General features: G+C 59.8%; 24 protein-coding genes and 1 riboswitch. Of the genes, 6 read left to right on the forward strand and 18 right to left on the reverse strand.

The features are described 5' to 3' along the window. Positions 1-35 precede the first annotated feature (35 nt). The 3 genes from P3T20_RS16380 to P3T20_RS16390 form a co-directional block, all read right to left on the reverse strand. On the reverse strand, positions 36-866 hold the full coding sequence (locus P3T20_RS16380; RefSeq protein ID WP_074267002.1) for a 4'-phosphopantetheinyl transferase family protein: 831 nt from the start codon (positions 864-866) through the stop codon (positions 36-38). A gap of 199 nt (positions 867-1,065) precedes the next feature. Continuing rightward, positions 1,066-1,836 (reverse strand): class I SAM-dependent methyltransferase, encoded by a 771-nt coding sequence (locus tag P3T20_RS16385; RefSeq protein ID WP_429287367.1) that lies wholly within the window; start codon positions 1,834-1,836, stop codon positions 1,066-1,068. 78 nt (positions 1,837-1,914) lie between these two features. Further along, complete coding sequence (locus P3T20_RS16390; RefSeq protein ID WP_083611577.1) at positions 1,915-2,481, reverse strand: GNAT family N-acetyltransferase; 567 nt, start codon at positions 2,479-2,481, stop codon at positions 1,915-1,917. Positions 2,482-2,679: 198 nt separating this feature from the next. On the opposite strand from P3T20_RS16390, the gene P3T20_RS16395 reads away from it, so the two are divergent. The 3 genes from P3T20_RS16395 to P3T20_RS16405 all read left to right on the forward strand — a co-directional run bounded on the left by P3T20_RS16395 (position 2,680) and on the right by P3T20_RS16405 (position 4,269). Then, complete coding sequence (locus P3T20_RS16395; RefSeq protein WP_074266999.1) at positions 2,680-3,231, forward strand: hypothetical protein; 552 nt, start codon at positions 2,680-2,682, stop codon at positions 3,229-3,231. Further along, on the forward strand, positions 3,232-3,528 hold the full coding sequence (locus tag P3T20_RS16400; protein WP_074266998.1) for a winged helix-turn-helix domain-containing protein: 297 nt from the start codon (positions 3,232-3,234) through the stop codon (positions 3,526-3,528). Positions 3,529-3,660: 132 nt separating this feature from the next. Next, positions 3,661-4,269 (forward strand): hypothetical protein, encoded by a 609-nt coding sequence (locus tag P3T20_RS16405; protein WP_429287368.1) that lies wholly within the window; start codon positions 3,661-3,663, stop codon positions 4,267-4,269. 56 nt (positions 4,270-4,325) lie between these two features. Here the strand turns inward: P3T20_RS16405 and P3T20_RS16410 are convergent, their stop codons facing one another. The 5 genes from P3T20_RS16410 to P3T20_RS16430 all read right to left on the reverse strand — a co-directional run bounded on the left by P3T20_RS16410 (position 4,326) and on the right by P3T20_RS16430 (position 7,014). Beyond that, complete coding sequence (locus P3T20_RS16410) at positions 4,326-4,757, reverse strand: rubredoxin (protein ID WP_074266996.1); 432 nt, start codon at positions 4,755-4,757, stop codon at positions 4,326-4,328. 269 nt (positions 4,758-5,026) lie between these two features. Then, complete coding sequence (locus tag P3T20_RS16415; RefSeq protein WP_074266995.1) at positions 5,027-5,530, reverse strand: SRPBCC family protein; 504 nt, start codon at positions 5,528-5,530, stop codon at positions 5,027-5,029. Continuing rightward, entirely contained in the window at positions 5,527-5,865 is a 339-nt protein-coding gene (locus P3T20_RS16420; protein WP_074266994.1) for an ArsR/SmtB family transcription factor, read from the reverse strand. The genes P3T20_RS16415 and P3T20_RS16420 overlap by 4 nt, the downstream gene beginning before the upstream one ends. A 4-nt stretch (positions 5,866-5,869) precedes the next feature. After that, the gene (locus P3T20_RS16425; protein WP_074266993.1) at positions 5,870-6,331 is read right to left on the reverse strand and encodes a VOC family protein; all 462 of its coding nucleotides are present in this window, start codon (positions 6,329-6,331) and stop codon (positions 5,870-5,872) included. Between the two features lie 107 nt (positions 6,332-6,438). Then, positions 6,439-7,014, reverse strand: a complete 576-nt coding sequence (locus P3T20_RS16430) for a helix-turn-helix domain-containing protein (RefSeq protein WP_074266992.1) — start codon at positions 7,012-7,014, stop codon at positions 6,439-6,441. A gap of 529 nt (positions 7,015-7,543) precedes the next feature. Between P3T20_RS16430 and P3T20_RS16435 the strand changes: the two genes are divergently transcribed. Both P3T20_RS16435 and P3T20_RS16440 read left to right on the forward strand, forming a co-directional pair. Further along, entirely contained in the window at positions 7,544-8,962 is a 1,419-nt protein-coding gene (locus tag P3T20_RS16435) for a PLP-dependent aminotransferase family protein (protein ID WP_074266991.1), read from the forward strand. A 103-nt stretch (positions 8,963-9,065) separates the two neighbouring features. Further along, positions 9,066-9,899, forward strand: a complete 834-nt coding sequence (locus P3T20_RS16440; protein ID WP_074266990.1) for a class I SAM-dependent methyltransferase — start codon at positions 9,066-9,068, stop codon at positions 9,897-9,899. Positions 9,900-9,977: 78 nt separating this feature from the next. Here the strand turns inward: P3T20_RS16440 and P3T20_RS16445 are convergent, their stop codons facing one another. The 7 genes from P3T20_RS16445 to P3T20_RS16475 form a co-directional block, all read right to left on the reverse strand. After that, positions 9,978-10,511, reverse strand: coding sequence for a GNAT family N-acetyltransferase (locus P3T20_RS16445; RefSeq protein ID WP_074266989.1), 534 nt, complete (start codon positions 10,509-10,511; stop codon positions 9,978-9,980). A gap of 119 nt (positions 10,512-10,630) precedes the next feature. Further along, positions 10,631-11,563, reverse strand: coding sequence for a prolyl aminopeptidase (pip, locus tag P3T20_RS16450; RefSeq protein ID WP_429287369.1), 933 nt, complete (start codon positions 11,561-11,563; stop codon positions 10,631-10,633). Between the two features lie 118 nt (positions 11,564-11,681). Next, positions 11,682-12,053 (reverse strand): VOC family protein, encoded by a 372-nt coding sequence (locus P3T20_RS16455; protein WP_074266987.1) that lies wholly within the window; start codon positions 12,051-12,053, stop codon positions 11,682-11,684. A 105-nt stretch (positions 12,054-12,158) separates the two neighbouring features. After that, entirely contained in the window at positions 12,159-14,765 is a 2,607-nt protein-coding gene (gene valS / locus P3T20_RS16460; RefSeq protein WP_074269262.1) for a valine--tRNA ligase, read from the reverse strand. Between the two features lie 506 nt (positions 14,766-15,271). Then, positions 15,272-17,143, reverse strand: a complete 1,872-nt coding sequence (locus P3T20_RS16465; protein WP_074266986.1) for a M3 family metallopeptidase — start codon at positions 17,141-17,143, stop codon at positions 15,272-15,274. A gap of 146 nt (positions 17,144-17,289) precedes the next feature. Further along, complete coding sequence (gene cysS / locus P3T20_RS16470; RefSeq protein ID WP_429287370.1) at positions 17,290-18,678, reverse strand: cysteine--tRNA ligase; 1,389 nt, start codon at positions 18,676-18,678, stop codon at positions 17,290-17,292. A gap of 250 nt (positions 18,679-18,928) precedes the next feature. Further along, positions 18,929-19,795 carry a tetrahydrofolate dehydrogenase/cyclohydrolase catalytic domain-containing protein gene (locus tag P3T20_RS16475; RefSeq protein ID WP_429287371.1) on the reverse strand — a complete coding sequence of 289 codons (867 nt, stop codon included), beginning with the start codon at positions 19,793-19,795 and terminating at the stop codon, positions 18,929-18,931. A gap of 170 nt (positions 19,796-19,965) precedes the next feature. Beyond that, a riboswitch (ZMP/ZTP riboswitch) is annotated at positions 19,966-20,048 on the reverse strand. A gap of 92 nt (positions 20,049-20,140) precedes the next feature. Between P3T20_RS16475 and P3T20_RS16480 the strand changes: the two genes are divergently transcribed. Continuing rightward, positions 20,141-21,385: an MFS transporter gene (locus P3T20_RS16480; RefSeq protein WP_074266984.1), complete on the forward strand. Its 1,245-nt coding sequence runs from the start codon at positions 20,141-20,143 to the stop codon at positions 21,383-21,385. Between the two features lie 13 nt (positions 21,386-21,398). On the opposite strand, the gene P3T20_RS16485 is transcribed toward P3T20_RS16480, so the two are convergent. The 3 genes from P3T20_RS16485 to P3T20_RS16495 form a co-directional block, all read right to left on the reverse strand. Then, complete coding sequence (locus tag P3T20_RS16485; RefSeq protein WP_074266983.1) at positions 21,399-22,586, reverse strand: aromatic ring-hydroxylating oxygenase subunit alpha; 1,188 nt, start codon at positions 22,584-22,586, stop codon at positions 21,399-21,401. 129 nt (positions 22,587-22,715) lie between these two features. Further along, a complete protein-coding gene (locus P3T20_RS16490; protein ID WP_429287372.1) occupies positions 22,716-24,167 on the reverse strand; it encodes a glycosyltransferase family 2 protein in 1,452 nt (483 codons plus the stop codon). A gap of 80 nt (positions 24,168-24,247) precedes the next feature. Continuing rightward, entirely contained in the window at positions 24,248-24,850 is a 603-nt protein-coding gene (locus P3T20_RS16495) for a cytochrome b (RefSeq protein WP_429287373.1), read from the reverse strand. Positions 24,851-25,001: the final 151 nt, after the last annotated feature.

Below are 25,001 nucleotides of genomic sequence, written 5' to 3' on the forward strand. Positions count from 1 at the left end.
GACGGTGCGAGTGAACGTTGGTGTTAGCGCGCAACTTACTCAGCGATTGCCCGGCCGTCGCGCCCCATCCAGCCGAACGCATGAACCCGCGTCACCGGTTGAGCGACCGCAGCTGCCGCGCTAATGATGCCCGGCATCGGCAAGTCGATGATCTGCCAGCGACGCGCGTCGGGCGCATCGACGAAGAAAGTAGCCGCATCTTGCTGCAGTACGTGGGCGTCGGCGTTCATCAATTGCGCGCCCATGGCATACGTGAGACTCGCATGACGCACGTGGCTTCGCGTCTCGATTGACCGGGACATTTTCTGGCGACGGGACGACGCTGTGTCGCCGTCAGGATGGCCGCTCGCAGCGTTATCAGGCAGCGTCGGCACACTCGTCGCGAGGCCGAGCGGGCTGTTGCTCACGCCGATCACGATCCAGATTCCGGCATAGGCAATGGCGATCTCGATAGGCTCGCGCTCGCCGACGTTGGCAACACGCAGTTGACCCTGCGCATCCTCTACCAGATCGACCTCCGCGGGCGCGCAGCCGATCATGTCGCCCAGAATCTCACGCATCGCGGCGCGACCCACGACAAAGCGCTTGCCCAATGCGGGATTCGGATGGCTCTTGACCCGCGCGAGTTCGGCTTGCGACAGACGGGCGTACGCCGCGTCCTTGGACACAAAGTGCCATTCCGAACGGCAACGCCACAAGAGCAGTTCGCCGTCGTTCGGATAAGCGACGTCAGCGGCCAGCCGGTAAGCGAGACGCTGGGGGATGAACTCCAGTTCCGCGGCGCGCCGAATGGTTTGAGTGGACCCGGATTGACCGGCCAACGAGGCCGCCTCGTCCACGTTTGCAATTGACGAATCAGACGGCATGCTGAGACTCGTCAGTACATGCGGATGACACGGTGCGATCGGGGTGGGCGTTTGAAACGGATGAAAGCATGCGCAAAAGAATCACGGTTGTGAAGCATGCTCAATCATCGGACAGTTTCAGCATAATTGCAAATGATTCGCATTTGCAATTATGCTGAATGGATTGAATTCGACTTGCGACGCGGGCGGTTCCTACTTTTCAGCCCGCTGGCCGCAAGGCTCGCAGTAGCAGAAAGGGCGGCCGGCGACGTTCGGCTTCCAGCATGGGGCGGTCTTTCAATGCCTCCGCAGTGGGCCCCGGCTCGCCAAGATGCTCGAGCAGCAACCCGGCGCGGATCAACGTGTTGACGTAGGTTTCAACGGTCCGGTGATACTTGATGACACCATCGACAAACCAGCGCGTGTCTCGCTTCCCTTCCTCGCGATAGTGATCGACCGGCCAATATCGCCGGTGCCCCTCGTCATCCCGAACCCAGCCTACCGGGTAGGCGGTGCAGAGCGGATGCTCCACGGAAAATACAAAGCGGCCACCCGGTTTCAAGGCTTGAAATACACGCTCGACCACGCCGGCATAGTCTTCGACGTAATGCAACGCAAGCGAGGAGACGACAAGGTCGAATGAATCTGCTGCGGGTCGATACTGTTCGATGGGGCAGCGTTCGTAACTCACCGACGGATCGCTCGTTCGTCGGACGGCTTCTTCGAGCATTCGCGCGGAGATATCGACGCCGGTCACGGAGGCCGCTCCCCGTGCGCTTGCGAAACGCGCGAACTCGCCGAAGCCGCAACCCAGGTCGAGTACGTGCGAATTGGAAAGCTCGGGCAACAGACGATGCAACGCAGGGATTTCCAGGGCACCGTTCAAGCCGGTGTCGGTGTCGCGAAGCGCCTTGTAGCCTTGGAAGAAGGTCGTATCGTCGTAGATGTTTTGCGGCGTCAGGGCGGTAGCGGATGCCGGATCGTTGGTCACTGCGGAAACTCCTTCTTGTAGGTGGGTGCGTTGCGACCGTGGGTGCGGGTTCGGGGGCATGGTGAACAGGGCGCGTGATTAGCGCATGCGAGACGCGTCGAACGAGTAGTGATATTCATCGCTTACGGCGCCTTTGAACTCGTCTGCCTGTTCGATCAGTCGGGTGCGGACAAACCCCAGAGACTCCACTAACGCGATCGATGCCGCGTTGCGAGTATCGATCTGCGCGTCGATTCGCGTTATCTGAAATGTTGTCAGAACACTCGACAGGGCAGCGGTTACGGCCTCTGATGCAATCCCCTGTCGTTGATAGCGAGGAAAAACAAAATACGCGACAAACGCGCGCTGTTCTGCCTGACTGATCGTGAATTGAACGTAGCCGTACAGCGTCGGCTCGTCTATCGAGCCGATTACCCAATTCAGCCACACCTCTCGGCCATCGCCAGAAGCTTGACCTTCCAGGCGTCTGTAGCGCTCCTCTAACGCGGCCACGCTTGCGGGCGGCATATCGGGAATGTAGTCGTGACCGCGTACGTCACTCAATCCCTCGAACATGCGTTCCGCGTGGCCGGACGTCAGCGGAGAAAGGACAAATCGTCTCGTGTGAACCACGTTTGGGTAAGGTTGGCTTGCTGGGGAAGACATTCGATGGTCGCCAGTGGTTTAACGTGACCTCGCCACTCTATCAAATGACCTTGCAACCGACCGGCAGTGGTATGCGCCGCGCACCGACGGCGCATACCACTGATCACCACATCACCCCTACGACCCCCGCAAACGAACTACTTGCACTTTTATACTCTGCCGTATAGAGTACTCTACATAAACCCTTCTGGAGCCATCATGTCACTCTCATCTGAGCAGGCATCACAGGCCTTGCGCGAAGTCGAGGCTGTCAGCCATCGCAGCAGCCAGCTGTATAGCTATCAGAAGTTCGCGCCCATGCTGATGCTTTGGGGTGTGATCTGGTTAGTCGGCTTCGCTGTGACCCATTTTTTCCCCACACGCGCTTCGCAGATCTGGATCCCGCTGGACGTAATCGGCATAGGCGGTTGCATTTTCCTTGGCAGAAGAGGCAAGCAGGACGCATCCAATGACAAGTCGTGGCGCTGGCTCGCGTCGGCGTTGGCCGTTGTGGTGTTTTACATCGCTGTGCTTAACGTCTTTCAGCCAGCCACCGGCGAGAAGTCGGCCGTATTGATCTCGTTGATCGTCGCGTTGTTCTACTTTCTGAGCGGCCTCTGGATCGGATCGCGCCTCGCGGTCACAGGTTTGGCCCTCGCCGTGCTCACGCTCGTCGGCTACTACCTGCTTCCTGCCTACTTCCTCCTGTGGATGGCGGTGGTCGGCGGCGGCGCGTTGATACTGGCTGGTGCCTGGCTGAGGACCGCGTGAATGGATCAGCTCGACGAAACCATCCATCAACCGGTTCGGCTCAAGATCATGGCAGCGCTCAAAGCATTACCGAACCGCGAGGCGATTGAATTTGTGCGATTGCGCGCCATCGTCGATGCAACAGAAGGCAATCTCGGCGCGCATCTCGCCACTCTGGAGAAGAGTGGTTACATCGAGATCACCAAAGACTTCGTCGGCAAAAAGCCGCGCACGCGTGTGGCCATGACCACGTCAGGAAGGCGGGCATTCGAACGCTATGTGGATTATCTGCGAGGCATTCTCGACGGTACTTCTTGATGCGTTCGGTAGACACACCGGAGCAGGCAATCCAGGTTGGGCGACGCCAGCGTCGCCTTGGCTCTAATCAGTTAAGCGACGCCGCGACTTCTTTAGCGAAATTCGTGCGCACACCTTTGTCGGGGGATATTCGTGGGACACAACACCATCTACGCTCACAGAACCGGCTCGGCAGTTGGTCAGATGTTCTTTGCCGGATTTGGCACGCTGTGGATGACAGGGTGGTGCCTGCAAACACATGGAGTAGATTGGCCGATGCTCGGGCTAATCGTGCTGGCCGGAGGCACCCTCTTTCTGTGGGCTATGTGCGATTTTCGCGCGTTCCGTCCGCATGTCGACATGAATGCAGAACCCGAAGCACGCAAGGCGCGGCAGCGCGTCTTCAGGTGGGTCAACCTCGTGCAATGGCTTGCGGTCTTCGCGGTGAGTTTCATCTTGAGTGCGCTTGGGCATCCCGAATGGAGTACGCCTGCGGTGGTCCTCATCGTCGGCCTGCACCTGATTCCGCTAGCGCGAATTTTCCACGCTCCCCGGCATTACGTCACAGGTATCGCGCTTATCGTCGTAGCATTGGCCTACCCGTGGATGAACTGCGGCGGTCCCAACTACCCTTCCGGCGAGTTCGCCACTGGAGCGATCCTTTGGATCAGCGCACTCTATACTTCCCTGCGCGGCCATCTTGGCAAAAGTTCAGGCGGAGTGGTTGAACGCCAAGGAGTACTGGCGAACGAAGTTCGCTAGCGGACCTTGAAGTCTCCGAGATATTCCATCGAGTACGGGTATTCGTGCCCCTTTGCTTAAAACTCCACCAACGCAAAATCTTCCTTGCCCACGTCGCACAGTGGGCAGCGCCAGTCGGCAGGCACATCGGCCCAGCGCGTTCCAGCGGCGATGCCCTCTTCGGGCAAGCCAGCCGCTTCGTCGTAGATCCAGCCGCAAATCACACACACCCACTGCTTGAACTCATCGCGCGTCTGGGCGTCTTGAGCAGTAGCGGGCAATACAGATGCATCTTCGGATGCCACCGCGTGCATAGATTTCGAATCGTCGAGGCTCACGACGAGCGGCGGCGCGGTCCCTGCATTACTGACAGCTAGATGCGCCTGAAGCGTTTGCAGAAGCGACTGCGCTTCCGCCTGCGTCAGATCGATCCAGTAGGGATCACCAGCACCATCGTTGAGTCGCTCGGAGGAAAACTGAATCTCTAAGGCCACGCCCTTCTTATACATAACAAACGGTATCCCGGTGGCCGACCATTTTCACCAGCCCTTTGCAATTGAACGAAGCAGACACGGACGCAACGCAAGCGCGACGAACTCAGCGCTAAAGGGGTGATTCGCGCGGTCGCTGCGAGCAATCCACAGCCCTCATGGCAGACCACCATTATCGCCTTCCCCGGATAGCGCATTAGCTACACTGCAGAGATGCACTGTTTCCTCCCATTAGCTAAAAGCTCGGGACAGGCTGTGCGAAAACGCGCTTCCATGTTCGGTGAGGATCACGCGGTAGGCGGCGATGCAGCAAGAGATCCGTCGTGCTTCATCCGCGCACCGTAAGAACCCAGCAGCACTTGCCACCATTCGCCATGACGCCGCAGAAAGATGCCATCGGGGAAGTGATGACGTGCGACGTGATCTTGCGGCACCGTATCCCAGCCGCGATGCTCGACGGTGACGCGGGTCTCGTCGCCTACCGCCTCGAAGCGCACCTCGACATGAGTCTGCTGATCAGCGGAGAAGCTCGCCTGAGTCCAGCCGAACGCGAGCCGTACACCAGGCTCCCACACCGTGACGCGCCCCACTTCGAACACGCTGCCATCCGTCTGCGTCTCGATCAAACGACCATTGACACCACCCTCGAACGACAGCGTACCCGCGCCCCGCGGAGTGAACTGGAAGAGCGAATTGGGCCGCCACCACAAGGCGATGTCTCGCGTGAAGACATCGAAGGCCCGGTGCGGAGCAGCGGATACGCGGACCGACACCTGCACGCGCGAGCTCACGGCTGTGCCTCCAGATGTGCCTTGAACGCGAGCAATTGCGATGACCACAATTGCTCGGTCGCTTCGAGCCACGCTTTCAGCTCGGTCATCGGTGCGGCCCTCAGGACATAGAGACGCACGCGTGCGTCGATGCCATCGTGCGACTCCTCGATCAGCTCGCTCGAGCGCAGCACGCGCAGATGCCGGCTCATCGCTTGCGGACTCAGACCGGTGGCCTGAGCAAGTTCGCCGGCGCGCATCGGCTTCTCGCTGAGCAGATCGACCACCTGGCGCCGGCTAGGATCGGCTAGCGCGGACAGCGTCCGGTCCAGCGACGCGCTTGCAGCAAGTGCCATCGGCTCACACCCACCCGTCGATCTTGTGGCCACTCACTCGCTCAGCCTCTTCACGCGATACCTCGCGCAATGTCTGGCCGAAACTCCAGACGTGTCCTTCAGGGTCACGCGCCGCATAGACGCGGTCACCGTAGAATTGATCCGCCGGTTCACGTGTAATCACAGCGCCGGCTGCGCGTGCCCGGACGCAATGCTCGTCAATGCCATCGCGCAGTTGCACATGGACGGATTGAGTGTTCCTCCCGCCTATGGATTTCGGGCTCGCCATGTCCTCCGCCCATGCACGGCACACCATCACATAGCTGTCGCCAAACCGCATTTCCGAATGGGCGAGCTGGCCGTCGTTGTCCGTGACGACAAACTGACGTTCGAAGCCGAAGGCCTTCTCGAGCCAATCCAGCGCGGCCAGCGGATCGTCATAGTAGACCGCAGCGCCCAAGGACGGACGTGACAGTGCCTCACTCATGGCAGCCTCCTTTCATAAACTAACAGGTTAATATTTAACATATTAGTTTAGTAAATGGGGATGTCAAGGGTGACCGTTACCAGGAGGATCGACCAGACCGGACACCCCTAAAATAACTTCGGCGTACCAACCCAAAGTGCGAGAGCTTCCATACGCTGACTGTTGATCCATCCATGTGGCAACGTAGATTGATAATGGGCGCTGTCTCCGGCCTGCAAGACAAACGTCTCGCCCTCCAGGGTCAGCGACACCTCGCCGGATATCACGTACAGAAGCTCTTCCGCTGCACTGGTTGGCATATCCGTAGGTCGCCTTTGCTCGGGCGGGAATCTTACGAGGATAGCCTCGAGTTGCTGGGAAGGTGATCCACGCGTGAGTTGCGCAAACAGGTTCGGCGACTCTGCAAACCTGAAGAATTTCAGCTGATCGCCACGGCACACCGGACGTTGTTCGCCGGGTGTGTCCACGAAGTACTGCACGGCGACGCCGAGCGCGCTGGCGATCCCGTTCAGGGATGTGATTGACGGTTTGGCCAACCCACGCTCAACCTGCGAAAGAAAAGGCTTCGAAATCCCCGCCGCGCCCGCCGTGTAGTCGAGTGTGCGTTTTAGCCGCTGCCGTAACGCGCGAATTTTGCCACCCAGAACGGTGGCCGGCGTCGTTTCTTCAAGTTCGGAGAGCATAAGATGAATGCGCTTATTATTTAGTTATCCTTGAATACAGAAAAGAGGCTCGCGCAATGCCACTAGCGCCAGAGATGCCGTATCAGCCGCTGCAATCGGGCCGACCGATCGAGGCGCTCCTGAACTGAATCTTCCGGCTCTGCGTCAACCCGGTTTAAGGACGATTGCCATTGACTACGCAGGAAATGCCGGATGAGTCGCAGTAATCGGGCTGCCTGATGCAGACATTCCCGGACTGGATCTTCCAGTGTTGCGTGGTCCTGGTTTGAACAAAGTGGCTGCTGGTTCATTGTGAATATCCCCGGAAGGTGTCATGGGATCATTCTGCGCATCGGTAAGGCCGCGCGATAGGACCAGGCGTAGCAATCTGAACCGGCGCACTGCGTCGTTTTTCCTGTCTGTATCCCTTGGTCAATCGGTACAGTTGAGATGCCTGCTGGGTGACGCGCCTTACTTCGAGTCGAGGCCTGTTTTACCGGCGTTGGGCACTGTTAGAATTGGTTGTGCTTCCAAAACAGGTGGACGGCGGATGTGGGACCGAACGACTCGTTATGGCGAACTTGCCAGCCAATTGCACGCAGAAATCTGCGCAGGTGAATTTCGCCCGGGCGACAAGTTGCCATCCATCCGCGCCCTATGCTCGCGCTTCAAGGGAAGCAGCGCCACGGTCACGCATGCCCTGTACTTGCTTGAAGACGCCGGCCTGATCGCGGCGCGCCCGCGTCCAGGCTTCTACGTTCGGGAACGTCAGGCAATTGTTGGCCAGCCGTCTCAGCCTCGGCCCGAGGTGGCCACACAACCCGCACTGCCAGCGCAACGCGCCTTGCTACGAGAACTCGACCGGCTGCACGTTCACGAACAGCCCATGTTGTTTGCCGTGATAGATCCTGAGTTGTATCCGGTCGTTGCCCTGCAACGCATCATGACAGCGCAAGCCCGCCGTAATCCTTCGTTTTTTACCCTGGGAGACATGTGCGCCGAATCGCCGCTCGCTGAACAGCTGGCACGCCGGGGACGGTTGATGGGCCTCAACTGGCGGACTGAAGACATCACCATCACGTCTGGCGGGAAATTCAGCCACCGCGCGTTGTTGCGAGTGCTAATCAAACCCGGCGATACAGTGGCGATTGCTTCCCCAACCTCCATGAGGCTGTTATGGGACCTCGATGCGATGGGACTGAATGTGCTCGAAATACCGGCCCATCCGGAGCACGGTCTTTCCACCGATACACTCGATTTCGTGCTGAAAAGGGAGAAGGTGGCGGCATGTATCTTCTCCGCGAATTTTTCGCATCCCACCGGCGGACTCATGAGCGACGACGCGAAGCGCCGCACGGTCGGGTTGCTTGCAAAGTATGGCGTGCCGCTTATCGAGGACGACCACAACGGGGAGCTGTATTTCGGCAAGAGCCGTCCGTTGCCTTTCAAGGCGTTTGATCAAGACGGACTGGTTCACTACATCACGAACCTGAGCGACTTGATTAGCCCCGGCATGTCTCTGGGCTTCGCGGTGACTAACTTGCGTAGGGAGCTTGAATTTATGCCGGAGCCGGCGCCGCTGTTTCAGCACACGCTGGCTGCATTTATGGCCAGTGGTCTGTTCGAGCCGCACTTGCGACGTTTGCGTCAGACGCTGGCAGCCTATGCAAAAATGTACCGGGCAGCCGTGCAACGTCATTTTCCACCGGAAGCCTGTAGCCATGCAGTTTCGGGCGGCCATTGGCTATGGGTGGAATTGCCGCGCGGCTTCGATTCCGTCGCCTTGTTGCGCAGAGCGCTAACGGCTGGTATTGCTTTTGCGCCAGGCCAGCTTTTTTGCACCGACGGCAGTCTCAATCATTGTTTGCGGCTCAATATGGGCATGCCACTGACTGATCGTACTGAACGGAATATCGCTGCGCTGGGTCAGCTGATATCGGAAGAGCTGGCGCAACTGCGCACCGCATAATGATGGTGATCTGAAAGTCGAAGGTGGTCGATAATTGCCCACCGCTCGACCCGATCGCTTCCGTCGACCAAGCATCAAGCATATTTCCGTGGAGTCTCATCGCATGAGCGTGCTATCCCCCGTCGAGTCGTATCTGCAGGACTTCCATCAACGTCAGGCCGGCGCCACGAGCGCAGCATTCGGTCACCTTCGTGCCCGCTCGAGCGTGGCCGAATATGCATCCTCTTATGCAGCGCTTGCTGGGTGCGTGCCGGCATCGGCTGCGCCGCTGACCGTCCTCGATCTCGCTTGCGGCGATGGATATCTGCTCAAGCTGCTGTCGGACCGGCAACAGTCGTCGCTGCGGCTGATTGGCGTAGACATGAGTCAGGGCGAACTGGACGTCGCACGAGCAACGCTCCCTAAGGAAGTCGAGTTGTTAAAAGAGCGTGCGCAGGAAATGCCCATCGAAACGGGCAGTGTCGACTGCTTACTGTCGCACATGGCCATCATGCTGATGGATGACGTCGAGCAGGTTATCAAGGAGGTCCGCCGCGTGCTTCGTCCGCACGGTCAGTTTGCGACCGTAGTTGGGCGAGCGTTTCTGCTCGGTGAGGCGAATCAGGTCCTGCACAAAGTTCTGCTGCCGATTCTCAGGGAAGATTCGTCGCCGTTGCCGTTCGGCGATGCACGCACCCACACCGTAGAGGGATGGACGGAGTTGCTCTCGAGGGACTTTGAAAACCTGCAGTTCGAAGATCTGGATGTGGATTGGGAACCAAAGCCTGACGAGCTTTGGGAGTCGCTGACTGAAACCTACACTATCGACCGGCTATCCGAGCCGGCTAAGGCACGCTTTCGGGAGGAGCTTCTGGAAGCGCTAAGCGGCTTGCAACAGAGCGATGGGACCATTCGCACCGGCTGGGGGGTTCGGTTGATTCGTGCGAGGGCGAAGTAGAAAAAGTCCTGCGACTTTCTGGCTTCACTGCGCAACGGGATCAGGCAACCTGAGGCCGTTGCGCAGCGAGCGCGATCCTTAGCATTTCGGCAATCGCACGTCGTGTCCTGTTATGGCCATCTGCACAAGGTCAATCAGGCGCTCGCCCTTCTTGAATGCATCGCGCTTCACGCCTTCCACAACAAAGCCGACCGATTGGTAAAGGTGAATCGCCGACGCATTGTTCGCGGTTACCTCAAGTTCGATGCGCTCAACAGACGGAGCGCGGGCGGCCCATAGGAGCGTATGCACTAACAATGCCCGACCGATTCCCTGACCGCGATACTCCCGCGCGACGTTGAGCGCTAGCCCCACCGTGTGTTCGCGGCTCGGTTGTTCGATCCGCCCGACACCGCCCCCGCCTACCAGTCGTCCCTCGTGCCGCGCGACGTACAACACCGAATGCTCGCCCGCGCGACGCTTGATGAACTCGGCCCACTGTTGATCGCTGACGGTCGCCAACCGATCTGGCAATGTCTCCAGTTCTTCATCGAACAAATCGGTCATGAACTGCTTGTAAGCGTCTTGGTCAGCAGGACTGACGACTTGATATGAGACCCCCGATGCATTCATTCGTGCCGCTCCGCCATGTTGGATTTCCTGGTGCAGAGTGAATTTTCTGCTTACGGCCGGCTATGCACTGTCCGACGCCATCGATGGACAGCGCACACCTGCTTTCGGCTTAAGTCCGCTCAGCGTGCAAACCGGTCTGTCGCTGCGATCAACGCTTTTAGAATGCCCGGTTCATTGTAGGCATGCCCCGCATCCGGAATCAGCTGGAAGTCCGCCTTCAGCCAGGCTTTGGAGAGATCCCACGCGGTACGCGCCGGCGTCGCCACGTCATACCGCCCCTGCACAATCACGCCGGGGATGTCGGCGAGGCGATGGGCGTCCCGCAGCAACTGCCCTTCCTCCACAAACCCGTCATTGACGAAGTAATGATTTTCGATGCGCGCGAAAGCGAGCGCGTAATCGTCTTCACCGAAATGCTCCTCCAGTTCGGGGCTGGGCAGCAATGTGATCGTGCGGCCTTCCCACAAGCTCCATGCGCGCGCGGCCTCCCGTTTCGCGGCCTCATCCGTGCCGGTCAGGCGGCGACGATACGCTGCCATCAGATCGCCGCGCTCCTCGACAGGAATCGGCGCGAGGAAGCCCTCCCACAAGTCCGGGAACAACCACGACGCACCTTCCTGGTAGTACCAAAGCAGTTCGGCGCGACGCATCGTGAAGATGCCGCGTACGATCAGCGCGCTGACCCGCTGCGGATGCGTCTCCGAATACGCCAGACCGAGCGAGCTGCCCCACGATCCGCCGAACACCAGCCACTGCTCGACGCCCATCATCTCGCGCAAGCGCTCGACATCCGCGACCAGGTCCCAGGTCGTGTTGTTGTCCAGGCTCGCATGCGGCTTGGAGCGGCCGCAACCGCGTTGATCGAACAGCATCACGTTGTAGCGCGCCGGGTCGAACAGGCGACGATGTTCCGGGCTGCATCCGCCGCCGGGGCCGCCGTGAAGAAACACCGCCGGCTTGCCGTTCGGATTGCCGCACAACTCCCAATACACCTGATGACCGTCACCGGTATCGAGAAAGCCGTGCTTATAGGGTTCGATTGATGGGTACATGTTTGATTCCAGAGTGTGGATGCCAGTGCATTGCGGCGAACCGCGTGCGCATCCAATAGATTCTGCCCGATGAACTCCAACCCGGCTACTCGTTTCGGATGCGGACGCGGCTCGGCCGCTAGTCCGCCTGGGATAACTGGAACACATTTCCCTCGGGATCTTCTCCGTCGCAAAGCAAATAGGGGAAACCTTCGTACCGTTTCAGTTCGCGCATGTTGACGCCTGCTGCAACGAACTTGTCGCGCAACGCATTCAATCCCGATGGCACAGAGAAGACCATCTTGGCATTCGAGTGAACGTGCTTAGCCATCGTGTTGCGATACGGCTGACCCACAAGATGTAGCGCGAGTTCAATCGCACCCGCTTTGAGGACAACCCATTCGCCGGGAATCTCTTCAACGATGGGTAACGCGAAATGCGCTTCGTAAAAAGACTTCAGTGCTTCGACATCGTGCACGTAGAGTATTAACCGGCTCATGGAGATGTCCACGTATTTCTCCCGTTGGCTTGTTCAATGCTGCTAAAGATCGGAATCGGCGCGAGGCGGCGCAGCGTTTTTATACATAACACGACTGTACCTCTTCGCAACCCTTCGCTAGGATAGCTCCACTTTCACGCCGAATGCGGACGCTTCACTCATTTCAAATCGCTTGACCTGCCCGGCGTCGCACAAGTCGCTTTCAGTGATCTTAAGCAGCTCAAGGCAGGCCGCCGGGCCTTCCACGCAGACCCGCTCGACCTCGGCCTTCATCGACAACTTAGCCTCGGATTTTGCCTTGCGGATCGCGCTTAGCACTTCGGAAGCGGCAAAGATGAGCTCATCAAACGAATCGTCTTTCGAGCGGCTCGACGCGCCGAAGTACATATCCATCGTAGGCCACGGCGCAGTATGAACCGATCCCTCCATCCCCCACGACCAGCACTCTTCCGTGACGAATGGCAGAAACGGCGCCAACAGCCGTTGAACCACAGAAAGCGAAGCCGCCAGCGCATTGCGTGCCGACGCCGCTTGCGATCCACTGCCATAGGCCCGGCCCTTCACAAGTTCGACGTAATCGTCGCAATACCACCAGAAAAAGGCTTCGATGCGTTCGATGGCCCGGTTGTACTCGAACGCCTCCAGCGCAGCCGTCGCATCCTCAACCACAGCGGTAAGACGCAGCATCATGGCGCGGTCGAGTCCATGCGTGATGGCGCCATCCGGCTCGCCATCGAAGCCCAGCGCAAACTTCGAAACGTTCAACAGCTTGAGTGCAAGCCGACGGCCCACCTTCATCTGCTTCTCTTCGAAAGCGGTATCCGTACCCGGACCGCCCAACGCTGCCCAGTAACGCACACCATCGGAGCCGTAAGTATCGAGCAGCGACAGTGGCGTAACCACGTTACCTTTCGATTTCGACATCTTCTTGCGATCCGGATCGAGAACCCAACCGGAAAGCATCGTGTGCCGCCAAGGTCCGCTCTGCGCTTCGAAGCCGCTCCGCACCACCGTGTAGAACAGCCACGTGCGGATGATTTCATGTCCCTGGGGACGCAGGTCCATCGGGAAGATATTCGCAAAGCATCCGTCGGGCTGCTCCCAACCGCCTGCAATCTGCGGCGTCAGCGAACTGGTTGCCCATGTATCCATGATGTCCGCTTCTCCCACGAAACCGCCCGGTTGGCCGCGTTGCGCCTCGGTATAACCCGGTGGCACATGTGAGCGCGGATCGATCGGTAATGACGCCGTATCCGGACATATCGGCGTGCTGTAATCCGGTTCGCCCGCTGCATTGAGGGGATACCAAAGCGGAATCGGCACACCGAAGATCCGTTGGCGGCTAATCAACCAATCGCTATTCAGGCCTGTGACCCAGTGGCCATAGCGCGTGGCCATGTGCCCTGGATGCCAGCAGATCTGCGCGCCTCGCTCAAGGAGTTCCTCGCGCAGCATATTGTCGCGCCCGCCGCTACGCAGATACCATTGCCTCGTTGCGATGATCTCTAGCGGACGGTCCCCCTTCTCGAAGTATTTGACGCGGTGCTTAAGCGGTCGCGGCGGACCCAGCAAATCGCCGCTTTCCGTCAGCATTTCGACCATCCGGTTGCGTGCCTGCGGAACAGTTGCGCCAGCGAGGCGTGCATAAGCGTCTCGGGCGTGCGGCGATGCGAGCCAATCTGGCGTCTCGCTCTGCAGGCGACCGTCTTTGGCTATCACACAGCGTGTCGGCAAATTGAGTTCGCGCCACCAGATCACGTCGGTGACATCGCCGAACGTACAGATCATCGCCAGTCCGGTGCCTTTTTCAGGCTCAGCGAGCGGATGCGCCAGCACCGGCACTTCGATATCGAAGAGGGGCGCGCGCGCCTTGGTTCCAATGAGATGGCGATAGCGCTCGTCATCGGGATGCGCCACCAAAGCGACACAAGCCGGCAGTAACTCCGGGCGCGTCGTAGAGATGATCAACGCATTGCCTAGACCATCGACGAAACGCAGGTCGTGATACGCACCTGCAAGCTCACGGTCTTCGAGTTCAGCCTGTGCAACTGCCGTCTGGAAAGTCACGTCCCACAAACATGGTGCGTCCTGACTGTACAGCTCGCCTCGCTGCAGATTGCGCAGGAATCCCAACTGACTCGTGCGTTGCGCTCGATCGTCGATTGTGGCGTAGGTCAAACTCCAGTCGACCGAAATCCCGAGACGCACAAACAGCTCTCTGAACGCGCGTTCGTCGATGGCGGTCAGCTTATGGCAAAGTTCGATGAAGTTACGCCGGCTGATCCGCGCAAACTCCGAGCGACGCGTGGCGGGCGTAGCAGGCTCACCATAGTGCGGTTCGTACGCCGCATCCGGATCGCACGTCACGCCATAGAAGTTCTCGACGCGCCGCTCCGTGGGCAGGCCGTTGTCGTCCCATCCCATTGGATAAAACACGCTCTTGCCTGTCATGCGCCGATAACGAGCGATGATGTCGGCATGCGTATAGCTGAACACGTGCCCCACATGCAGCGAGCCGGACACCGTGGGCGGGGGAGTATCGATCGAGAACACGCCTTCGCGCGGTGTATTGCGGTCGAAGGCATAGAGCTGGTGCACTTGCCAATGCTCTGCCCAACGCGCTTCGAGTGCGTCGAGACCAGGCCGCTCGGGCACGCGTGGAGCGGCGTGCCGTCGTGTCGGACGACGACGTTCGGTGGCCGATAAGGTAGATGAAGGTTTCATCGCTGCTTCGCTGTCGATAGGAAATTCGGGTTGCAGTGCGTATCGAAGGCCACACGCGAACGCACGAATCCACGCGACCCGGACAGGGATCACGAACGAATCCAGCATACACGCGAGCGGTGCGGCCTTGGTACGTCTTTGGCCAGGCTATGTGTTTAAGCGACGTGGCTTACGAACAGCGCGATCGAGGCGGAGGAACGCCCGATGCAGGCTCACGAAAGCTCCATAGCGCGAAATGCAGCAGCGATGCTCTGGAGAACACCGAAAGGCCGACGGGCGCGGAGTGAAGCGAGGGAAAGAAGCGAGAACAGGTACGGCGAAATGCTCGAAGCAGCCGTGGCGAGCGTATGAAAAGCTGCGCGTGCTGCGAGGGGATGAGGTAAATCAGTGCGGCATTACGTTTAACGGTGACATAGCATCCTCCGCGAGTGAACGTTAGATAAGGTGTGTCCCGACTTGTGGTCGGGATATGTTTTTATAATCGATCATTGAGATTGGCACAAGTCTTATGTGACGTCGTGTGTCGCCATATCCTCGATCCACGCTTCAAATGTCGCATACATCGCCGGTAAAGATTCCTCATTGGTCGCAATGCATTGCGCACCGTGCACGATCGAAATCGATGCATCCAGATCCCCACCGGCTTCGGCCTGCGCTGCGAGTGCCCGATCCGTGCGCTCGATGGCCTCCTGCGCGAGTGCCCAAGCTTCCTGCGGTGAACGGTTGCATTCATCTGCCAGATAAGCCGACGTCAAACCCTCCCCGGTCATATTGCGCAGCGTTTGATCGAGCGTGAGACTGTTGCCGGCAGACCAGCAATGCTTCACCAGCAAGGGGCCCACTTTTGGGTTATCGACGATATAGCCGAGCGTGCGAGTCAGATAAGCGCGGGTCTGCGACGCGGCCATCTTCGCTAGCAGATAGCCATGGTAGTAGACGGCCATGTCGTGATAGATGGGGTGAGGCATACCCAGCACATAGACGGTGTTACTCGAAACACCGAGCATGCGCTGCGTCAACGAGCGCTCCAGATCAAGCACGGACTCCGTGGTGCGCTCTGCATCGTCCATGGCATAGAGGGCCTGCTCGAAGTAAGTCGGCACCAGGTCGCGCCGTTCGTTGTAAGCGAGGAAAGCCCGGTTCGACTCGACCCGGTCGCGGATCATCTCGTCAGGCATCGGTTCGCCGTCCGCGTTGCGCGCGTAGCGTCGGATCCAGCAAGGGTCACCCGGCAACGCTTCGAAGAACTTTGCCTGGGCTTCGAGGTATGCGGGTGTGGTCGGGGCAAAGCCGTGCGAAAAGCACGGCGAATTGAGCGCAACGTTCGAAAAGTGAGCGGCGTGTCCCGCTTCGTGAAACAACACGTTGATCCCCCGCAGCCCTGCGCCCGCTTGTTGCGGACGGGCCGTCGAGGTGAAGCGGACGTCGGCAGGCACCCAGCCGTTCGTGTCGTCGTGATAACTGGCTACGGGCGACGCGCAAAAGCCGGTAGTGAACTTCCCCGGCCGGTCCAGCAGATCGATTTCGATGCGTGCGCCGCGATACGAAACGCCAAGACGCCGGAACGATTCAGCCCAACGCTCCAACGCCTTGCTAAAGGGAAAGTAAGCATCCGCCTTTAGCGCGGCGCCTCCGCGAACTCTGAATGGCAGGTTGTGCGGCTGCAAGACTTCGTCGCCGTACTCGCTGACGAGGCGATCCATCGAAGCAAAATGCGTATTGCGCGTATTCCGTTCAAATTCATCGAAGATCGCAAAGAGCTGTTCCGGGCTCATACCGCTATTGGTGCGCAACCGGTAATCGAAGAAGTCGCGATATCCGAGTTCACGCGCCAATTCGTTGCGCTTCGCCACGATCTCGAGAAAGCCGTTTTCCAGCACCCAGCGTTCGAGTCCAGACAGTGCCTCGTGTGAGCTTTTGCGCGAGGCTTCGTCTGGGTTTGACGCGAGGTTTGAACGCAACGCAGCGGGCGAAGCTTCTTCAGTGCGGCCCGACGCGCCGATGTGATGCATCTTGTAGGCTTGGCGGCGCGCAAACAGATCGGCGTCCATTGCGATCAGTTCGGCAAGTAAGGTAGACGCACGCTCGCTACCCATCGCATTGCCTTCGAATGCGGCGACCCAGCCGCGCAAGCCGCTCACCAACGCATCGCGCTCAGCGGATTGCTGGGCGGCTTCAACCCTCGCAAGATGTTCTCTGGTCTGCGCGAGGAGCCGAGAGTCGGCGAGGAAGGTCTTGCGTGCAAGACCAGCCGCACGCTGCGCGTCATGTTCATCGCTCTGGCCCGTGTGGGTCAGCCAGAAAAGCTCGCCCTCCTTCCGATGAATCTGCAGATAATCCTGATTGATCTGGTCGAAGAAGGTGCGAGCGTTTTTCATGTACGAAGCATCACTAGAGGCGTTGTTTTGTGTGGCCCGGAAAAGCGGCGAGGGAGAGCGCAACGTTCGGCGTTTATCGTAGCGTAGTCGGCATACAGTTGACTTGCTAAGCGGTGTCGCGAGAGCCTGGTTTTGCGCTGCGCTCTCTAAGCGCCTTTAGCATCCAGCGGACTCAAACGCTGTCCATCCACACCGTCCTCGATCTGCCAGCCCTTCGCTCTCAATACCTCGCGCAAACGGTCCGACTCGGGCCAATCTTTGCATGCGCGTGCCTCCCCACGCTGACGCGCCAGGTCAGCAACATCCGCTGGAATTTCGAACGTATCCGCCCGCCACTCAGCCAACTGCAACCCGAGCACCGCGTCAAAGACATCAACGGTGGCCCGACGTGTTTCATCGGGCAGCTCGCTCCTGACCAGTTCCCACAGCACGGCCAACGCCCGCGGAAGATTCAGATCCTGATTGACCTCTGCGTTAAAGCGCGCCACAAAATCCTCATCTGCAGTGCCGCTGACGGGCCAGCTTGTATAGGCTTTGCGCAGCCTGTCCAACGCCGCCTGCGCGGCCTCAAGTGCCTCATGATTGAAACGCAGCTTGCTACGGTAATGCGCACCAAGGCAAAGATAGCGGTAGGCCAAAGGATCGATCCCGCGGTCGATCAAGCTCTGCAGCCTCAAGAAGTCCCCACTCGACTTGGACATCTTGGCGGCATCCAAGGTCAGAAAGTGTCCATGCATCCAGAAGTTGGCTGAGCGCGTGCCGTGTCGAGCTTGCGTCTGCGCGATCTCATTGCTGTGATGCACGGCGATGTGATCTTCGCCACCGCAATGAATGTCAAACCAAGGCCCCAAGTACTTAGCGGACATCGCCGAGCACTCGATATGCCAACCCGGAAAACCGCGACCCCACGGGCTGTCCCATTCCATTTGCCGCGTCGATCCAGGTGGACTGAATTTCCACAACGCAAAATCCGTCGCACTGCGCTTCTCTCCTAGCGCAACGCGCTTGCCAGCCTGCAAACCGGCGTGATCGAGACGCGCCAGATAGCCATAGTCGTCCTGCCTGCTCGTGTCGAAGTACACACCGTCGTTCGTCCGATATGTGCAACCGGTGCGTTCCAGTTCGGCAACGAAAGCGATCTGCTCCGCGATGTGGTCCGTCGCGCGGCACCACAGCGTGGGTTCCAGCAGGTTGAGCGCCCGCCAGTCGCTCATGAACGCACGCGTGTAGCGTTCCGCAATCTCCCATGCAGACTCGCCCGTGCGACGGCTGCCCTTTTCCATCTTGTCTTCACCTTCATCGGCATCGGAGACAAGATGGCCGACATCAGTAATATTGACGACGTGCCGCACCTTGTAGCCGTTTAGCGCAAGAACTCGTCGCAGCACGTCTTCGAAAACATATGTCCGCAGATTGCCGATGTGCGCATGGTCGTACACCGTAGGTCCGCAGCAATACAGACCCACGTGACTGGGTTGCAGAGCTGTGAACGGCCGCACAGTGCGCGACCAGGTGTCGTACAGGGCGAGAGACATCGAAGTTTCCGTATGGTTTGGAAGGCGAAAAACAAAAAAGCCACCAGTCTTTCAACGGGTGGCCATCAGGAACCAGCTTGAACGTGACGCAAACCGACGCGCTAGACGCAAGCTCCCTCTGGCAGGCTTTGACAGCATGCGTGTTTGCGGCAGACGAGGGAGAGGGCAGAGGTGTTCATGAGGACGATGCTAACGCGCGTCTATTTTTTGGTCAATCGGTTTGGCGGGCTGCGAGCTAGCCTTCGCCGCGCTAATCTTCGCCGCGCACTGCCCGCTCGGCGGCATCAACGGTCTGCGCGATCAGCGTGGCGATCGTCATCGGACCCACGCCGCCCGGCACTGGCGTCACTGCCGAGCAGCGGCTCGTAAGCCCATCGAGATCGATATCGCCGACACCGCCAGGATGGTAGCCGGCATCGATCACGACAGCACCGTCGCTAATCCAGCGACTCGGGATGAACCTCGGCTTGCCCACCGCGCCCACGACGATTTCCGCGCGGCGTACCTCGGCCTCGAGATCAAGCGTCTTCGAATGACACAAGGTGACGGTCGCGTTCGCATTCGACAGCATCAGCGCCATAGGCTTGCCGAGGATCGCGCTACGGCCCACCACGACCGCGCGCTTGCCGGCCAGCTCGATCTTGTAGTGCGCGAGCAGCCGCATGATGCCGGTTGGCGTCGCGGGGCCGAACGCCGGTTCGCCCAGCGCCATGCGGCCAAAGCCGTGGCTCGTCACGCCGTCGACGTCCTTGAGAATCGAGATGCTATCGAAACATCGGCGTTCATCGACTTGAGCGGGCACGGGATGCTGCAACAAGATCCCTTGAACGTTAGGATCGGCGTTGAGCTTTTCGATCTCGGCGAGGACCTCGTCCGTGGTGCTGCTGGCAGGCAGTTTGACCAGACGCGAATCCATCCCGACGCGCCGGCACGCGTTGCCCTTCATCTGCACATAGGTAGCGGAGGCCGGATCGTCACCGACCAGAATGGTAGCGAGTATGGGCGTCTGGGCGCCGTTGTTTGTCTTGAGGGCGGCTACGCGTGCGGACAAAGACTGTTCGCCCAAAGCGGCGAGCGCCTTGCCGTCCAGGATCACACAATTCAGAGGATTGTTCATGGCTCAGCTCCACACGATGGTCGCGCTGTAATAGCCGCTACGCTGCAAAAGATGGACGCAATACCGGGGAAATACGACGCCGCGCAGACGGTGACATGCGGGCAATAGAAATGAAGCGAGGGGAAGGGCAATACTCGGGGCAGTCATCGGAAGTCTCCTTAAGAGAACGATCAAGATGCCCAGGCGAACGGCGGTGCGACCTCTACGCTTCCCGATGGTGATCCATCTTCTCTCGCCAGTCGCGTAGGCGCCTATGATAACTCACGCTAACACCGGTTATCCTTCAGTCTGCCCGCTACGCTCCCGCCACCCCTGCGAAGCACCGTGACCAACAGGTAAAGAACCGTGCGCGTCAACCATCAGGCATTTTTCTGCTCGCTTTTCTTTGCACGGCTGGCCGACCAGATTCTGCTGTTCCTGGTACCACTAGTCGTATTCCAGACGACCCAGAAAGTGTCGTGGTCCGGTATCGCCTTTTTCGTCGAAGCGCTGCCGCGCTATCTGTTCTTCCCGCTCTTCGGCGCGTTCAGCGACCGCTTCTCCCCACTCAAGCTGATGCGTATCAGCCAGACCTACCGTGCCGTCGTCTGTATCGCAGGGGTCGTCGGTTACGCGGCCTTCGGCGGAATCGGCTGGCTGATTGCGCTCTCCGCTTGCTGCGGCATCCTGACGAGCCAAGGCTTCGTCGCCCGCGAAGTCATGCTGCCGCAAATCTTCAAAGCGCATAAGTTCGAACGCGTGCTGGCGGTCTCCCAATTGGCCGATCAGCTCGGCGTCGTACTTGGCCCAATGGCAGCGGCGCTGCTGCTCGGCTGGTGGCGCTGGGAGTTCGTCGTGGTCACCACCGGAGTGCTGTTCCTGATCGCCGACGCGTCGTTTGTGTTGTGGCAGCGCATGAGCGGTTTTCAGGCTATCGCAGCAGAACCGCCCCAAGGCCACTGGACCCAACCGCTGCGAACCGCAGTACAGCATGTCGTGCGCCTACCCGGTCTGAAGAAGGTCATTCTGCTGGCCGCCGCCGAGAACCTGGTCATCGGCGTGACGCTGGCCACATCCGCTGCCATGGTCACCGGCATCCATCATCAATCGGGACGCTTTTACGCGGTGCTGCAAACCATCGGCGCAATCGCCACCGTCTTGATTCTGGTGACGATCGCCCGCGCCTCGTTTTCGAGGAAAACGTTGGGTCTGCTGGCGTTTCTGGCAATCTGCCTGGGAGGCGTGCTGGCCGGCGCGAGCCCAGGCCCGTGGGGCTACGCGGTGGGCTTCGTGCTGATCACCGGCTTCGACAAGATGTTCAACGTCTACATTCGAAGCGCCCGGCAAAAGATCATTCCACCCCAGGACTACGGCAAAACCACGGGCGTCATCATCCTGCTGAACAACATGACCCAGCCACTGGCGGGATTGCTGGTAGGGGTGTTCGCCAGCCGCGCCCATACGGGTTTGCTGATCGTGACGCTCTCGCTGACGATGGGCGCAATCGGCGCTGTGGCGTCGATTGCGGAGCCATGGCTGCAGCGCAGACGCACAGCCCGCGCCGAGAGTGAATCAGGCTTGTCCAAGGCGGGCATCGCGGAAAGCGAATGAGCCCGCCGTCGCCTTAGGTCGTTGCTTCGGCCGGCCCAATACGCACACCTTTGAAATGGCCCGCAGCCGGCGGCGCGCCGCACTCGCGCAACAGTGCGCGCAGTTCGTTGATGACCGGAAACACCTCGTGGTTCCAGTCCGCCCCTTGGCGATCGTGCGCTTCCTGTTCACGCTCAACGATCCAGCGGTCTTCCTTGAAAATCCGCTCGGTGAACCACACTAGCAGTGGCCACGCCATATCGAGCAGGACCGGAATGCCCGGCTTGCGGATGGACAGCAGGCCGAAGGTGCGGTTGACGCGCTGCTCGCTATCGACCGGCACATACACGATCCACAGGTTCATCACGAGCGTCGAATCCGACGTGCGGATCTGCAGCGTCTGGTACGGATATTCGGTGCGGATGGTCATCACGTCCTTGTCCGCGCCTTGCGTGCCTTTACGGCTCTGGCCGAAGACCAGCGCTTCGCCGATCGGCTGCTCGCCGGCCATCCGCGCGAACGTGTAGTCCACCTCGACCCAGCCCTCGCCGCGACGCCGTCCCAGCGACCGCGCCCGCATCTGCCCCATCTGCTTGCGGTGCAGGAACTGATGGTTCATGTCCATCAGGTTTTCGTGCATGAACGAGTAGTGGCACTTCACTTCGCGGCCAAAGCGGCGCGTCTTGTACGCCTTGTCGCCAAGCGAGGCAAGCGGCGGCAACGGGCGCTCCTCAGCCAGCGCAGGATTGCCCGGGAACACGAAGATCAACCCTTGTTCCTCGCGGCACGGGTACGAGCGCACGCCGTTGGGCAGCCGCTCACGGCCGAGATAGGGAATATCGACGCAACGGCCCGTGCAATCGTAGGTCCAGCCGTGATAACAGCAGCGGATGTTTTCGCCGTCCACCACGCCGCCGTGCAGCGGCACCTGGCGATGCGCGCAGCGGTCTTCCAGCGCAAACGTGACGCCCGACTCGGTACGCACGAGTACGATCGGCTCGCCTGCGAAGGTTACGCCGTGCGCCTTGCCCCGCTTGACCTCATGCGACCAGGCAAGCGGATACCAGTAATCGGGGTGGATCGGAACGCGACGCAAATCGCGAACAGGCGCGTCAGGGCGCGCTTCGACGAATGCCGCGGAAGATACTTCGTCAGATGCATCGGCAATAGCGTCGACAGGCGCATCGATAGTGCTGCTATCCAGCGAAGGAACTCCATGCATGGGCGACGCCTCCTTATAGTCTGAAATCTGGATGGGCCCCCAACAGGATTGGGGCCGACATGGGGAGTCAGTCTACTAGAAGGTGCGCAATTGATGTTTTTGACAATACCTGGGGTTTCCCGCCTGCCGTCAACTTTCGTCGGGTGCGACCAGTCCTGAGCGTCGCTGCACGCCCCAGACGCGGCCACCACGTAAAAAATGCAGCCATCCCAGCAGGGCGCCAGCGTGGCGGAGCAACTGGAATGTGAAGGGCTCGACTATTGCGGCGACCAGCGCCAATCCCACGCTAGAGCCGACGCGCTGACCCGTCCAGCGGCGGTACAGATGGATGGACCAGACGTAGAAAGCCAGGTCGATGGCGATTTTCGCGCCGATCACGCCAAAAATCGACAGCACCAGCGTCCCATGGCCGCCGGCGAGGAAAGCGAGCAGCAACACGAAGGCCGTCAACCCGTAGATGGGCTGCATCGTGTCAATCGCCTTGACCGGCAACATCAGCATGCCGAGTGTGCCGTAGCGTGGGTTGCCCGTCATATCGCGATTCCAGTACTGCGTCTGCAGGAAGCCCGCAAACCAGCGGCGCCGCTGCCGCAGGAAACTGCCGAGCGTTCCGGGCGCGTCGGTTCGCCCTTGTGCATCGCCGACCACGCGCACATCCCAGCCGAGCCCGTGATCGACCGAATAGCGACGCAACCGGTGGATCAGTTCGTAGTCCTCCACCAGACATTGCGGGTCGAAGCCGCCGACCTCGACGAGCGCCTCGCGCTTGAACGAGGCAAACGCGCCGGAGATCAGCAGCAGGCTGTCGGCGCGCATCCACGCAAAGCGGGCAATGAAGTTGCGCATGTACTCGTAGGTCTGGAACCACTGGAACACGCGGCCTGAAAAGGACTTGCCGCAGACCGGCACGAGGATGCCCGCTGCCGCCACCAGCTTCGGTTCGCTCGCGAAGGCCGCCCGCATGGCGTAAGTGGCGTCGTCGTCGAGCAGCGTGTCGGCGTCGACGGTCATGACCGTGTCGGTGGTCATCTCCGTGATGGCGGCGTTCAGCGCCCGCGCCTTGCCGCCGTGCGGCACGCGCAGCCAGTACAGGTTCGGATGCAGCGAACTCGGCGCGCTCAAGTGTCCATCCGGCGCCGCCGTCAGGCCAAAGCGTCCGGTCAGGAGCGCGGCGGTATCGTCGGTCGAGCCGTCGTCGGCAATCACGATCTGCTCCGGGCCGTGCGTTTGCCGCAGCAACGCAGCCAGCGTGATCGGCAGCACCGCTGCCTCGTTATGCGAGGCGACGATCACGCCCATGCTCGGCAAACTGCGTCGGTCCGAAGCCGGATCGAGCGGTGCCAGCGGCCGCATGAGCGGCAGCGTCTTGACCGCGACGAATACGAGCAGAAGGGTGTCGTAAAGCACGTACGCAATCCCCGTCGACCATGCCACCACGCCCTGCAGAAAGAACGCCCGCGCGAACAGCAGCAGCCAGAGCGCCACGACGCTGAGATGGATCACCGTGCTCAACAACGTGGCCGGGCGAGGCACGATACGAGGCGACGCGAGCGCCAAAGCTTGTTCCAGAGTTCTCTTCAAAATAGCGGCTGAATCTGTCGATACTGCGTGGTTGAATGGTTGAGCTTGTGGGTCAGAGTCGTTTGGCGAAGACGCGTTCCTCAAGGGATCATGCGCTTTAGCACGGACTTGCGATCGATCCACTCATGCTTGAGCGCACCGCCTACGTGCATCGCCAGCAGCGCGTAAAGCGCGTAGCCGAGCCACGTATGCAGCGCGCCAAAGCGGTCGTGCAGCGTTTCCTTGAGCGTCGGATCGAGGTTCATCACGTAGCCAATGCGCGGCCACGGAAACAGGTTGAACAAACGCATCGGATGCGTCGCGGCGTCCTTCCATGCCGAGTCGTGCAGCCAGCCAGACAGCGGCAGGCCGATCATCAACAGGTAAAGCAGAAAGTGCGCGACATGGGCGGCGATCCGCTCCCATGCGGGAAACGCGGCCGGCAACGCCGGCGGCTTGTGCGAGACGCGCCACAGAATGCGCAGCAGCACGAGGCCGAGCACGGTAATGCCGATCGACTTATGCGTGTCGACCACTGGACGCACCCAGTCGTCGGGCAGCGAATCGGCGCTCAACCCCAACACCACATTGCAGATAATCAGGATCGCGATGATCCAGTGCAGGGCCATTGCCGTGCGGGTGTAGTGAGAGACCGCCTGCACGCTGCTGGCGTCGGTTAGCGGAGAGTTTGCCTGAGTGCTCATCGGTAATTCCGTCCGAAAGGTGCGCTTATGCGAAAGCTTTTTGAAATTTAAATGGCCGTGAACCGGGCAAAAGCGCCGACGCCTGAATGCAACGTCATCGCAGCTAATAGTGCTAACGTCGCCGCGCGGCGATTTATTCCCAGAATGCCCT

It is taken from the genome of Paraburkholderia sp. GAS206C, from assembly GCF_050435645.1.
GTDB lineage: Bacteria > Pseudomonadota > Gammaproteobacteria > Burkholderiales > Burkholderiaceae > Paraburkholderia > Paraburkholderia phenazinium_B.

Coding starts and splice junctions, on each gene's coding strand:
- P3T20_RS16380 (WP_074267002.1), bottom strand. CDS start 866: ATGCCGTCTGATTCGTCAATTGCAAACGTGGACGAGGCGGCCTCGTTG.
- P3T20_RS16390 (WP_083611577.1), bottom strand. CDS start 2,481: ATGTCTTCCCCAGCAAGCCAACCTTACCCAAACGTGGTTCACACGAGA.
- P3T20_RS16395 (WP_074266999.1), top strand. CDS start 2,680: ATGTCACTCTCATCTGAGCAGGCATCACAGGCCTTGCGCGAAGTCGAG.
- P3T20_RS16400 (WP_074266998.1), top strand. CDS start 3,232: ATGGATCAGCTCGACGAAACCATCCATCAACCGGTTCGGCTCAAGATC.
- P3T20_RS16410 (WP_074266996.1), bottom strand. CDS start 4,757: ATGTATAAGAAGGGCGTGGCCTTAGAGATTCAGTTTTCCTCCGAGCGA.
- P3T20_RS16420 (WP_074266994.1), bottom strand. CDS start 5,865: ATGGCACTTGCTGCAAGCGCGTCGCTGGACCGGACGCTGTCCGCGCTA.
- P3T20_RS16425 (WP_074266993.1), bottom strand. CDS start 6,331: ATGAGTGAGGCACTGTCACGTCCGTCCTTGGGCGCTGCGGTCTACTAT.
- P3T20_RS16430 (WP_074266992.1), bottom strand. CDS start 7,014: ATGCTCTCCGAACTTGAAGAAACGACGCCGGCCACCGTTCTGGGTGGC.
- P3T20_RS16435 (WP_074266991.1), top strand. CDS start 7,544: ATGTGGGACCGAACGACTCGTTATGGCGAACTTGCCAGCCAATTGCAC.
- P3T20_RS16440 (WP_074266990.1), top strand. CDS start 9,066: ATGAGCGTGCTATCCCCCGTCGAGTCGTATCTGCAGGACTTCCATCAA.
- P3T20_RS16445 (WP_074266989.1), bottom strand. CDS start 10,511: ATGAATGCATCGGGGGTCTCATATCAAGTCGTCAGTCCTGCTGACCAA.
- pip (WP_429287369.1), bottom strand. CDS start 11,563: ATGTACCCATCAATCGAACCCTATAAGCACGGCTTTCTCGATACCGGT.
- valS (WP_074269262.1), bottom strand. CDS start 14,765: ATGAAACCTTCATCTACCTTATCGGCCACCGAACGTCGTCGTCCGACA.
- P3T20_RS16465 (WP_074266986.1), bottom strand. CDS start 17,143: ATGAAAAACGCTCGCACCTTCTTCGACCAGATCAATCAGGATTATCTG.
- cysS (WP_429287370.1), bottom strand. CDS start 18,678: ATGTCTCTCGCCCTGTACGACACCTGGTCGCGCACTGTGCGGCCGTTC.
- P3T20_RS16475 (WP_429287371.1), bottom strand. CDS start 19,795: ATGAACAATCCTCTGAATTGTGTGATCCTGGACGGCAAGGCGCTCGCC.
- P3T20_RS16485 (WP_074266983.1), bottom strand. CDS start 22,586: ATGCATGGAGTTCCTTCGCTGGATAGCAGCACTATCGATGCGCCTGTC.
- P3T20_RS16495 (WP_429287373.1), bottom strand. CDS start 24,850: ATGAGCACTCAGGCAAACTCTCCGCTAACCGACGCCAGCAGCGTGCAG.